The sequence below is a fragment of the Actinoplanes sp. NPDC051411 genome (assembly GCF_040682075.1).
Taxonomy (GTDB): Bacteria; Actinomycetota; Actinomycetes; order Mycobacteriales; family Micromonosporaceae; genus Actinoplanes.
Genome location: NZ_JBFBAD010000224.1, coordinates 1 through 10,540, shown reverse-complemented (window position 1 = coordinate 10,540; position 10,540 = coordinate 1). Strand labels below are relative to the sequence as shown.

Annotated in this window: 11 protein-coding genes and 2 tRNA genes; 6 read left to right on the top strand and 7 right to left on the bottom strand. The window is 67.4% G+C overall.

Annotated elements, in window-relative coordinates; genetic code table 11:
• The first annotated feature begins 511 nt into the window (after positions 1–511).
• The gene (locus tag AB0M88_RS51595) at positions 512–727 is read left to right on the top strand and encodes a hypothetical protein (protein ID WP_364115434.1); all 216 of its coding nucleotides are present in this window, start codon (positions 512–514) and stop codon (positions 725–727) included.
• Between the two features lie 6 nt (positions 728–733).
• Here AB0M88_RS51595 and AB0M88_RS51590 read toward each other — a convergent pair whose 3' ends face one another.
• From AB0M88_RS51590 to AB0M88_RS51560, 7 genes are all read right to left on the bottom strand, one after another.
• On the bottom strand, positions 734–1,531 hold the full coding sequence (locus tag AB0M88_RS51590) for a carbon-nitrogen hydrolase family protein (protein WP_364115432.1): 798 nt from the start codon (positions 1,529–1,531) through the stop codon (positions 734–736).
• A gap of 58 nt (positions 1,532–1,589) precedes the next feature.
• On the bottom strand, positions 1,590–1,991 hold the full coding sequence (locus AB0M88_RS51585; protein WP_364115429.1) for a nuclear transport factor 2 family protein: 402 nt from the start codon (positions 1,989–1,991) through the stop codon (positions 1,590–1,592).
• A gap of 1,337 nt (positions 1,992–3,328) precedes the next feature.
• Positions 3,329–4,618, bottom strand: a complete 1,290-nt coding sequence (gene clpX, locus AB0M88_RS51580; RefSeq protein ID WP_364115426.1) for an ATP-dependent Clp protease ATP-binding subunit ClpX — start codon at positions 4,616–4,618, stop codon at positions 3,329–3,331.
• A 212-nt stretch (positions 4,619–4,830) separates the two neighbouring features.
• Positions 4,831–5,496 (bottom strand): ATP-dependent Clp protease proteolytic subunit, encoded by a 666-nt coding sequence (locus AB0M88_RS51575; RefSeq protein WP_364115424.1) that lies wholly within the window; start codon positions 5,494–5,496, stop codon positions 4,831–4,833.
• A gap of 11 nt (positions 5,497–5,507) precedes the next feature.
• Positions 5,508–6,137 carry an ATP-dependent Clp protease proteolytic subunit gene (locus AB0M88_RS51570; RefSeq protein WP_364115421.1) on the bottom strand — a complete coding sequence of 210 codons (630 nt, stop codon included), beginning with the start codon at positions 6,135–6,137 and terminating at the stop codon, positions 5,508–5,510.
• 220 nt (positions 6,138–6,357) lie between these two features.
• Positions 6,358–7,707, bottom strand: coding sequence for a trigger factor (gene tig / locus AB0M88_RS51565; RefSeq protein WP_364115418.1), 1,350 nt, complete (start codon positions 7,705–7,707; stop codon positions 6,358–6,360).
• A 35-nt stretch (positions 7,708–7,742) separates the two neighbouring features.
• Positions 7,743–7,816, bottom strand: a tRNA-Pro gene (locus AB0M88_RS51560).
• 127 nt (positions 7,817–7,943) lie between these two features.
• Between AB0M88_RS51560 and AB0M88_RS51555 the strand changes: the two genes are divergently transcribed.
• The 5 genes from AB0M88_RS51555 to AB0M88_RS51535 all read left to right on the top strand — a co-directional run bounded on the left by AB0M88_RS51555 (position 7,944) and on the right by AB0M88_RS51535 (position 10,456).
• Positions 7,944–8,014: transfer RNA gene (locus tag AB0M88_RS51555), tRNA-Gly, on the top strand.
• Between the two features lie 349 nt (positions 8,015–8,363).
• Complete coding sequence (locus AB0M88_RS51550) at positions 8,364–8,615, top strand: hypothetical protein (protein ID WP_364115415.1); 252 nt, start codon at positions 8,364–8,366, stop codon at positions 8,613–8,615.
• A gap of 340 nt (positions 8,616–8,955) precedes the next feature.
• On the top strand, positions 8,956–9,393 hold the full coding sequence (locus AB0M88_RS51545) for a lipopolysaccharide assembly protein LapA domain-containing protein (RefSeq protein ID WP_364115412.1): 438 nt from the start codon (positions 8,956–8,958) through the stop codon (positions 9,391–9,393).
• Between the two features lie 230 nt (positions 9,394–9,623).
• A complete protein-coding gene (locus tag AB0M88_RS51540; RefSeq protein ID WP_364115410.1) occupies positions 9,624–9,950 on the top strand; it encodes a metalloregulator ArsR/SmtB family transcription factor in 327 nt (108 codons plus the stop codon).
• Positions 9,947–10,456 (top strand): SRPBCC domain-containing protein, encoded by a 510-nt coding sequence (locus tag AB0M88_RS51535; RefSeq protein ID WP_364115407.1) that lies wholly within the window; start codon positions 9,947–9,949, stop codon positions 10,454–10,456. The genes AB0M88_RS51540 and AB0M88_RS51535 overlap by 4 nt, the downstream gene beginning before the upstream one ends.
• Positions 10,457–10,540 lie beyond the last annotated feature (84 nt).

The following is a 10,540-nucleotide window of genomic DNA, read 5'->3' as shown; positions in this document are numbered from 1 at the left end:
TGCCAAAGGAATCCAAGCCGGATCAAACCGGCCAGGGATAAAACTAATTGGCACTGGCTTTATCAAGCACCCTGTTGAGTTCTCAAAGAACAACCACACACCGAACTCGAGGTCCACGATGGGACCCTCGCTCGGGGCTACTGCTCGTTTTCCACGGTAACTACCGCTACGTGAGCGGAGAGATCGTAGATGGCCCATGCAGACCAGCCGACGATCACTTCAGTGATCCGTCCGCCTGGCTCCTGCGGGCTTTGCTACTCTACCCGGTCGACCTCGCTGGCGCAAACTGTGTTTCCGCCTGCATCGCCCGGCATCTTCTTCAGCTTAACGCTGCATCCGACGTCCCGACGAATCGCCGTCCGTTCCGTCACCTTCGTGGCGTTCCGTCCGGGTTTCCCTCGGGCAGAGAGAAAGTTACGCGAGAGGCCACCACGGATGCAAATCGACGACCGTGCTTGAGGCCGGTCTGGAAGGGCCTCGCATCCCCGGAAGAACGTGACAGAGTGGGCGCATGAACCCCGGCCATCCGCTAGCCGCCGACGCACTGCTCGATCTCCTGATGCCCTTGTGGCAGGTGGTCATCGGCGTGCTTGTGCTGGTCACGATCGTGGTGGCGGGTCACCGGATCCTCATGCGCGGCCCGTCCCGCATGGGCGGCGCGATGCTCGTCGCCGGCGGCACAGTCATCGGACTGGCCGTCGTCAGCTATCTCGTGCAGTTGCTGTGACGCCCACTACAGTCGGCGGTTGGCCAGGCTCGGCAGCTCGGAACGGATCTTCTCCAAGCGGGAAAAGTCCAGGTCAGCGGTCACGATGCCGATCGCGTCGGGGGCCTGGGCGAGCACTGTCCCCCACGGGTCGATGACCATGCTGCGCCCGAAACAGGTGCGCCCCGGCTCGTGATCACCGATCTGCCCGGCCGCGACCACATAGCACTGGTTTTCGATCGCGCGGGCGCGGAGCAGCACCTCCCAGTGGTCGCGCCCGGTGTGCATCATGAACGCGGCCGGCACCACCAGCACCCGCGCATCCCCTTCCACCGCCAGTCGGCGATACAGCTCGGGGAACCGCAGGTCGTAGCAGATGGACAGCCCCGTGCGCACCCCACCGATCTCGGCCACCACGGTCTCCGACCCGGGCGCCACGGTGCGCGACTCCTGATAGGAGACCCGTCCCGCGATCTCCACGTCGTACAGATGGATCTTGCGATAGCTCGCGGTGAGCGAGCCGCCCGGATCAAAGATCAACGTGGTGTTGTAGGTGTGCTCGGCATCGGGCCCGGCCTCGTGGAACGAGCCGGCATGCACCCAGATGCCCAGCTCACGCGCCGCCCGAGCAAAGAACCGTGCGAACTCGCCGTCGATCGTCTCCGGATCGGGCGCGGTCTTGCCGGGACCCAGATAGTCGACATATTCCGGCAGCACGGCCAGGTCGGCCCCGGCCGCCGCGGCGCGTTCCAGCAGGTCACGGGCGACCCGCAGGTTTTCCGCCCGGTCCTCGCGAGAGTTCAACTGACACACCGCAACACGCATGTGACCAGCCTACGGCGGTCACCCTTTTTTCAGTACGGCGTGGATGAGTCCCGCTTCGTCAGTGCGGGCTGGGTGCTACACCGGGCCGTAGACCCCCGCCGGCCGCGAGCTTGGCCCCCATCTCCTCGGCCAGCGCCTGGGCCGCCGACAAGGGCCGCACCATGACCGTGAACTCGTCGATCGCCCCGTCGGCGGCGTAGTGCAGGAAGTCGGCGCCCTCCAGCTCCTTCTCCCCCACGCGAGCGCGGAACACGAGCACGTGGTCGGTGTCGGTGCCGACCTCCCGCACGTACCGGAAGTCCTGGAAGACCTCGATCACCGCGCTGAGGAGCACCGTGAGGGCCGCGCGGCCACGGTAGGGGGCGAACGCCACCGGGCTCCGGAACTCCACATCGTCGGAACAGAGCGCAACGGCCGCCGAGATGTCGCGGGCTTCAATCGCAGCACGGAACGGATGCATGGGTGTCAGTCTCCACCATCGCCGCACGCCGCCGCGACGATCTCCCGCCTCCGCTCGATCGGCCGGACCGGGTTGGCGGCCGCGTGCCTGGCCAGTTCCGGTCGTCGAACAGCTCGAGAATCCGCGCCACCGCCCGCCGCACCGGCCGGCTCGGGTCACGGGTCAGCCTGTCGATCGCCTCGGGGTCGGCCGCCGGATCCCTCATGCTTCTGGTCTCCGGCGAAAAGGCCCATCCCGTACGCGGAAAGCCCCCGCAGCTCCGACCGTCCGCAGCTGCTGTCGTGTTCGAGGTAGCAGCTCGGCCGCCGCGTGCGGGTGGTGGCGCACCAGCAGGAACCGGGCGCCGGGATCGTCATCGTCGGCCCTCCGGGCGACCGGCAGATCGGGCTTGCACGCCGCGGGGTAGTGGGTTCACCGAGCGCGCCAGGCCCGCGCGGACCCAAGCCGGACCGGCGCTGAAGTAGCCGATGCGGGCCCGCGCGGGGCAGGCGCCTCCCGATCCGCAATGACGCTCGTATGGGCCGGCGACGACGCGCCAGGCGACGTGGGACCGTTCGAGGGATCGGTCGTCACGTTGAACGCGATGGCCACCCGTTCCTCTTCGCTGAGCGCCGGATGGACCGAGGCCACGGTGCGCAGCGAGGCTTCGGGATCGGACGCCAACCGGTGCAACTACTCGACGGTCAGATCGGCCCGCTCGGCTTTCCGGGCCCGGGTCTCGGCGTACGAATCGCGGATCACCTGTCGATCGCGTCCGGCGGGGGCGGTCGGGTGGTGGCGACCCGGCGGCCCTCGACGGCCTGGATCCGTACGTCAGCGCGCGGCGAGCCGGTAGATCCGCGCTTCCCACCGGAAGGCCCCGCTCAGCTCGGCCCACGCCTCATCCGGTGTCAGCAGCCCGTCTCCCGCCGAAGAGCTCGTCAGCACCGCGTCCGGGAGCGGGCGGCGGCGGCTCGATCGCTCGACCGCGCGCAGCCGCAGCGGCCGGCTCGGTCGTCGAGGACCGGGCCTGCATCTCCGGATCGACCCGCAGACGGTCGGAGAACACCGTCCGCACGCGACGGTCGGGGGGCCGGAACAAGGGCCTCCTGCACCTCGCGCGGGAGAGGCGAGCCCAGAACTCACGCTTGACCGGCCGGGAATCGACTCGCTCAGCCTCATCAGAAGGCCGAGAGGCAGAGCCGGATTGCCGGCGAGCCCGCTGGCCTGATCCTCGGTGATCAGCGACCCTGGCCGCTGCCCCGTGGATCATGCGCGGCGGCGCCGAGAACGGTCGCGCCACCCGCAAAAAACGACGCCGTCGCCCAACCGGGCGACGGCGTCGTGAAAAGGCTCGATCAGGCCGACTTCTCCTCGCGCTGGTGCCGGCGACGGCCGACGAACTCGCGCGGAACGATGGTCGGATTGACGTTTTCGAGGACGACCTCGCGGTTGATGACCACGCGGGCGGCATCGGGGTTGCTCGGCACCTCGTACATCACGGAGAGCAGGACCTCTTCCATGATCGCGCGGAGACCGCGGGCGCCCGTGCCGCGAAGCATGGCCTGGTCGGCGATCGCCTCGAGCGCGCCGTAGTCGAACTCCAACTCGACGCCGTCGAGCTCGAAGAGGCGCTGATATTGCTTCACGTACGCGTTGCGGGGCTCGGTGAGGATCTTGATGAGCGCCTCGCGGTCGAGGTTGCGCACCGTCGTGATCACCGGCAGACGGCCGATGAACTCGGGGATCAGCCCGAACTTCAGCATGTCTTCCGGCATGACCTTGCTGAAGATGTCGTCGGTGTTGCGCTCCGAGATCGACCGCAGGTGCGCGCCGAAGCCCACGCCGCCGTGCCCGACCCGCGACTCGATGATGCGGTCGAGGCCGGCGAACGCACCGCCCACGATGAACAGCACGTTGGTCGTGTCGATCTGGATGAACTCCTGGTGGGGGTGCTTGCGGCCGCCCTGGGGCGGCACGTTGGCCACCGTGCCCTCGAGGATCTTCAGAAGTGCCTGCTGGACGCCCTCGCCGGAGACGTCGCGGGTGATCGACGGGTTCTCGCTCTTGCGAGCGATCTTGTCGACCTCGTCGATGTAGATGATGCCCTGCTCGGCCCGCTTGACGTCGTAGTCGGCGGCCTGGATCAGTTTCAGCAGGATGTTTTCGACGTCTTCACCGACATAACCGGCCTCGGTGAGGGCGGTGGCATCAGCGATCGCGAACGGCACGTTGAGCATGCGGGCCAGGGTCTGCGCCAGGTGCGTCTTACCGCAGCCGGTGGGACCGATGAGCATGATGTTGGACTTGGCCACCTCGACATCGCTGCCGCCGCCGGGCGCGCCCGACGACTCGGCCTGGATGCGCTTGTAGTGGTTGTAGACCGCGACCGAGAGCGCCTTCTTCGCCTGCTCCTGGCCCACCACGTACTGATCCAGGAACTGGCAGATCTCCATCGGCTTGGGAAGCTCTTCCCACTTCACCTCGCCGGTCTCGGCCAGCTCCTCTTCGATGATCTCGTTGCAGAGGTCAATGCACTCGTCGCAGATATAGACCCCAGGGCCCGCGATGAGCTTCTTGACCTGCTTCTGCGACTTCCCACAGAAGGAGCACTTCAGTAGGTCGCCGCCGTCGCCGATCCGTGCCACCTACGTTCTCCTTGAGCTCATCGGCCGGCGGCTGCCGGCCCCTGATCCGAGGACGAATTGCCTCGTTGCCATCTCATCGTCTGCCGAACCGCGTAACTGAGGCTGCTGGCTCGACGTTACCCGCAAAGAGGCAGTTCTCCGACCCCCCAAAACGGGCGTGTCAGGGGTCGGCCAGTCTAGCCGTGTCCCGGCCGGCCCCTGAACCCACGCTCCTAGCTGCCCGACCCGACGGACTGCAGGCTCTTCTTCCGCGTCGCCAGGACCACGTCGACGAGACCGTACTCCTTGGCCTCCTCCGCCGTCATGATCTTGTCGCGGTCGATGTCCTTGCGGACCTTGTCGACCGGCTGACCGGAGTGGCGGGCGATCATCTCCTCCAGCTGCGTACGCATGCGGAGGATCTCACGCGCCTGGATCTCGATGTCGGAACCCTGCCCGTAGCCGCCCTCGGTGGCCGGCTGGTGGATCAGAACCCGCGAGTGGGGCAGTGCCATGCGCTTGCCCGCCGTGCCGCCGGCCAGCAGGACCGCGGCAGCGCTCGCCGCCTGGCCCAGGCAGACCGTCGAGATGTCCGGACGGACGTACTGCATGGTGTCGTAGATGGCCGTCATGGCGGTGAAGGAGCCGCCCGGCGAGTTGATGTACATCAGGATGTCGCGGTCCGGGTCCGAGCTCTCCAGCGTCAGCAGCTGGGCCATCACGTCGTTCGCCGACGCGTCGTCCACCTGGACGCCGAGGAAGATGATCCGGTCCTCGAACATCTTGTTGTACGGGTTGGTCTCCTTCATCATGCCGTTCGACGAGCGCTCGACGAAGGAGGGCAGCACGTAGCGGTTGTGCACCGGAGCGAACCCGGGAGGCATGGTCAGGTCGGTCATAGTTCAGCTCCTCAGTTCAGCGTTCCGGCGCCCTCAGGCACCTCGGTGGCCGTGGTGATCACCTTGTCGATGAAGCCATAGTCCATGGCCTCCTGCGCGGTGAACCACCGGTCCCGGTCGAAGTCCTGCTCGATCTGCTCCTGGGACTGACCCGTGTGAAACGAGATCCGCTCCTGGAACATCCGCTTGGTGTAGAGCATCTGCTCGGCCTGGATAGCGATGTCGGCGGCCGTGCCGCCCATGCCACCCGACGGCTGGTGCATCATGATGCGCGCGTGCGGCAGCGCGAAACGCTTACCGTCGGCACCGGCGCACAGCAGGAACTGCCCCATCGAGGCGGCCATGCCCATCGCGACGGTCTGCACGTCGTTGTCGATGAACTGCATCGTGTCGTAGATCGCCATGCCGGAGTAGACGGAGCCACCCGGCGAGTTGATCCACAGGTTGATGTCGCGCTCGGGGTCCTCGGCGGAAAGCAGCAGCAGCTGAGCACAGATGCGGTTGGCCACGGCGTCGGTGACCTCGCTGCCGAGGAAAATGATGCGCTCGCGCAGCAGGCGGTTGTAGACCGAGTCGTCGAGGTTGCCACTCAAGGTGTCACCGCGGAGCACGGGGCTTCCGGGAATGTGGAGATCGGTCATGGCAGCCCTTCACAGCTGACTGTGTCGGCCGGCGAACCGGTCGGCAGATTGTCCGTCGTACGACCAACCTAACCGGTCGAAAGAGCGTCAGCTTCCCCCTCGGGCGGGTGTTCGCTGACAGCGCACGCGGCACCCCGCGTACCGGAAAAAAGCCCGGCCGCCGCGCAGCGTGAGCGAAGCGCGGCGGCCGGTGAAGCTGTCCTGCTCGATTCCAGCAAACTCAGTGGTTATGGCCCTCGTGCTCGGCCTCGTTGGCCGCCCGGAGGTCGTCGAGCGTGAGCTCGTTGCCCTCGGAGTCGGACATCTTGACCTGCTCCATGACCGAAGCGAGCGCCTTGCCCCGGCGCACATCACCGAAGACCGCGGGCGCCGCACCCGACTGCACGAGCTGGTCGTAGTAACGCTGCGGGTCCATCTGGGCGCGCTGGGCCCGGTGCACGATCTCGTGACCGAACTCGTCGTCGGAAACCTGCACGTCCTCGGCGTCGGCGATCGTGTCCAGCAGCAGCTGGATGCGCACGCCCTCCTCGGCCGCCTCGGTCAGCTCCTGGTCGATCTGCTCCTCGGTCTTCTCCTCCGAGGCCAGGTAGTCCTCCAGGGAGGCGCCGATCCGCTCGAGCTGGTCGGTCATCGCCTGCTTGCGGCCCTCGACCTCGTCCTTGACGACACCCTCGGGAGCCGGGATGTCGGCCGACTGGACGAGCTGCTTGAGCGCCTCGTCACGGGCCGCGTAGATCTGCTCGACCTTCTTGACCCGGCTCAGCCGCTCGCGAAGATCGCCGCGGAGCTCCTCGAGAGTGTCGAACTCGCTCGCCAGCTGGGCGAACTCGTCATCGATCTCGGGCAGCTGCTTGTCCTTGACACTGCGGACGGTCACCTCGACCTGAGCCTCACGCCCGGCGAAGTCGCCGCCCACGAGCTCGGTGGTGAAAGTGGCGTCAGCGCCCGCGACCAGGCCGACCAGAACCTCGTCGAGGCCCGGAAGCAGCTGCTTGCTGCCGACCTCGTGCGAGATGTTGGTCGCCGAACCGCCGGGAACCTCTTCCCCGTCGACGGTCGCCTTCAGGTCGAGCTGCACATAGTCGCCCTCGGCGGCCGGACGCTCGACGGTCTTGAGGGTGGCGAAACGCTCCCGCAGGCCGTTGATCTGCTCGTCGATCTCGTTGTCACCGATCTCGACGGCCGGCACGGTGACCGAGATCGTCGACAGGTCGGGGACCGTGATCTGGGGGCGGACGTCGACCTCGGCGGTGAACTTCAGAGGCGCGTTGTCGCCGAACTCGGTGATCTCCACTTCGGGACGACCGAGCGTCTTGACCTCGTGCTCCTGAACCGCGGCGAGGATCTGCTGCGGAATCGCTTCCTGAACTGCCTCGTTGAGGACCGCGCCCCGGCCGACCCGCTGATCGATCACAGCGGCCGGGATCTTGCCACGGCGGAAGCCCGGCACCTGAACCTGCGCGCCGATCTCCCGGTACGCCTTCTGCAGGCTCGGCTTGAGCTCCTCGAACGGCACCTCGATGGCGAGCTTCACCCGAGTCGGGCTCAGAGTCTCGACGGTGCTCTTCACAGGCGTACTCCTTGTTGCTGCGGATTAGTTATCAGTCGGGGTGGCGGGATTTGAACCCACGGCCCCTCGCTCCCAAAGCGAGTGCGCTACCAAGCTGCGCCACACCCCGTGGCGTCGGCCAGTGTATGCGGTCCGCTTCCACGCGCGTGCGCTGGAGTCACCTGGTGGTAAACCGGGCCTGCGGCGTGGCCCCCGTTCGCGCGCGGCCGGGATCATTCAGTAAGCTACTGACGCACGCGGGCGTAGCTCAATGGTAGAGCCTCAGTCTTCCAAACTGATTACGCGAGTTCGATTCTCGTCGCCCGCTCCGTGAAGGCCGCAGTGTGCCCGCGGGAAGCGCGGGCCGGGTCACGTCGCATATTTCCTGGGGGCCGAGCCCCCAGACCCCGCGGTGACTGGGGGTTGCGGCCGTTTGGGGTTGCTCGAATTGCTTGCGCGGTGCGCTGACTCTGTCGCTTGCGCGGTGGGCTGACTTCGCCGCCTCCGCGGTTCGCCGGCTACGCGGTGCGCCGGCTTCGCTGGGCGGGACTAGCGACGCTCTGGGGTTCGGTGCGGGTGCGTTTGGCCGGCGTGCTTTTGGGTGGGCGGGTGGGTTTGCGGAGGTAGGGTGGGGGTGGGCGCGCCTGGGGCGCGGGCGGTTCCCGGGGGTGGGTTTCGTGGTTGTGCTGTCGCCGGTGGTGCTGGTGTCGGTTGCCGTGCTGGTCGTTGCGCTTGGCAGCGATTTTTGGGTGCTGGCCGATGCCCGGGCGCGGGTGCGCCGAGGTGAGCGGGTTTCGGTGGCGGTTGGGAACCTGCGGGTTGAGACGCCGGAGGCCTGGTTCCTGGGCTGTGTCGTGCTTTGGGTGATCTTTATGCCGCTCTACCTGACCGCCAGCGGGCGTAATCCGTTCGCGCGTCGCAGCCTCTAGGACTTCGCTGGGCTCCGGGCCTTAGGGCCTCGCTGAGCTGCGACTTTGGCGCTCGTTGGGTTAGCGGCGAGGACGCAGCGCCGGGCCGCCACCCGGCGCTGCGCCGTCATACACCGACGAAAGGGAAGAACTCCGCCGCCGGTAGGTCGCGAGGACCGGCATGCCGTGGGAGCACTTCCGAAAATTGAAGGTTTCAGTGTGTCCGGCGGCCAACATAACGTCCGGTTTCGATGCCGGTCCATTAGGGGCTCCTTAAATCCGACGATCTGCTGTCCGTGCGTGTGCGGAGCGCACAGGCTGCGGAGGGTTGAGAATCGGTCACCGAGGGAAATCGAGGGGCATGACCACGCCCGCCGACAACCGGCCGCCGGAGGAACCGCTGCCTCCGCGCCCGCCCGCGGGCCGGCTGGCCGATGAGCCCGCCCCGTCCGAGACCTACCGCGACCCGGCGTCGATCCCGACCACCGAGGTCGAGCCGATCCCCGCGCCCGGGACCACCGCGCCGCCGATCTCGCCCGGTCCGACCGCCCCGCGCATGTTCACGCGCATCAGCGCGGCCTGGCTCGGGGTCTGGGCCGGCATCCTGGTCGTCATCCTGCTGATCGTCTTCATCGCCCAGAACACGGCCGGGGTTCGGATCCGCTTCCTGTGGATGGACGGCGTGATGCCTACCGCGCTGGCGCTTCTGATCGCCGGGGTGGGCGGCGCGATCATCGCGATGGCGGTGGCGGCGGCTCGGATCGTCCAGCTGCGCCGGTTGGTGCGCCGGCGTCGCTGACCGCCCGCCTTCTCAGCGCCCCCGTCGCGGACCCGCTTTCCCAGGAGCCGCCGACCACGTGCGCGCCGCCACGCTGGCCTTGCGTCCGTTTTGGCCGGTTTGCGCGCGCCGCTTACCTCCCCCACCCCAGTTTTGGGTGGGGTCGAGTCAACCACCCCGGACCGACAAAATCTTGCCGCTGTCCACAGTCGGGCTTGACACGTGACCAAATGGTATCATAACTTAACGTCATGACGGACGATGACCGGGTCTTCAAGGCTCTGGCCGACGCGAGCCGTCGCTTCCTGCTCGACCTGCTGTTCGCGCGTGACGGCCGCACGCTCACCGAGCTGGAGTCCGAGCTGGAGATGTCACGCTTCGGCGTCGCCAAGCACCTGAAGGTCCTCGAGGAGGCGGGTCTTGTCGTCGCGCGGCGCTCGGGGCGGGAGAAGCTCCATTTTCTCAATCCTGTCCCGATCCGCCTGATTCACGACCGCTGGATCGACAAGTACACCGAGCACCACGTGACCACGCTGATCGACCTCAAGAACACCCTGGAGCAGGAGGAAGAGTCATGACCGCAGAGACCACGCAGGTCTACCGCGTGTGGATCAAGACGACGCCGGAGAAGATCTGGGCCGCGATCACCGAACCGGAGTGGACGACGCGCTACGCGTACTCCGCCCCGGTCGACTACCAGCTCAAGCCGGGTGGTTCGTTCACCACGGCGGCGACCACGGAGATGCACGAGTTCGCCCAGGCCAACGGCTTCCGCGTGCCCGACACGATCGTCGACGGCGAGGTGCTCGAGGCCGACCCGCCGCGCAAGCTGGTGCAGACCTGGCGGATGCTGATGGACCCGACGACCGCCGCCGAGCCGTTCACCAAGCTGACGTACGAGATCGAGAACTCCAAGACCCAGCCCGGGGTCTGCAAACTGACCGTGACCCACGAGCTGGTCGGCGCCCCGGCGACGGCCGCGATGGTGTCCGGCACCGAGGACGGCGCGGCCGGCGGCGGCTGGGCCTGGATCCTCAGCGACCTCAAGACGCTGCTGGAAACCGGCAAGAACTTCGCCGAGTGACGAGAAGCGGGCCCCCGCGGCCGCGCCAGGGGCCGGCCCCGGCGCGGAAAAACGGCACCCCACCCCAGCGGGTGTCGGCCCGCC

What these genes read in the sequence shown, in the direction of transcription:
- AB0M88_RS51575 (WP_364115424.1), bottom strand. Translation starts at nt 5,496, where the DNA reads ATGACCGACCTGACCATGCCTCCCGGGTTCGCTCCGGTGCACAACCGC.
- AB0M88_RS51595 (WP_364115434.1), top strand. Translation starts at nt 512, where the DNA reads ATGAACCCCGGCCATCCGCTAGCCGCCGACGCACTGCTCGATCTCCTG.
- AB0M88_RS51585 (WP_364115429.1), bottom strand. Translation starts at nt 1,991, where the DNA reads ATGCATCCGTTCCGTGCTGCGATTGAAGCCCGCGACATCTCGGCGGCC.
- AB0M88_RS51535 (WP_364115407.1), top strand. Translation starts at nt 9,947, where the DNA reads ATGACCGCAGAGACCACGCAGGTCTACCGCGTGTGGATCAAGACGACG.
- AB0M88_RS51570 (WP_364115421.1), bottom strand. Translation starts at nt 6,137, where the DNA reads ATGACCGATCTCCACATTCCCGGAAGCCCCGTGCTCCGCGGTGACACC.
- AB0M88_RS51590 (WP_364115432.1), bottom strand. Translation starts at nt 1,531, where the DNA reads ATGCGTGTTGCGGTGTGTCAGTTGAACTCTCGCGAGGACCGGGCGGAA.
- AB0M88_RS51540 (WP_364115410.1), top strand. Translation starts at nt 9,624, where the DNA reads ATGACGGACGATGACCGGGTCTTCAAGGCTCTGGCCGACGCGAGCCGT.
- AB0M88_RS51545 (WP_364115412.1), top strand. Translation starts at nt 8,956, where the DNA reads ATGACCACGCCCGCCGACAACCGGCCGCCGGAGGAACCGCTGCCTCCG.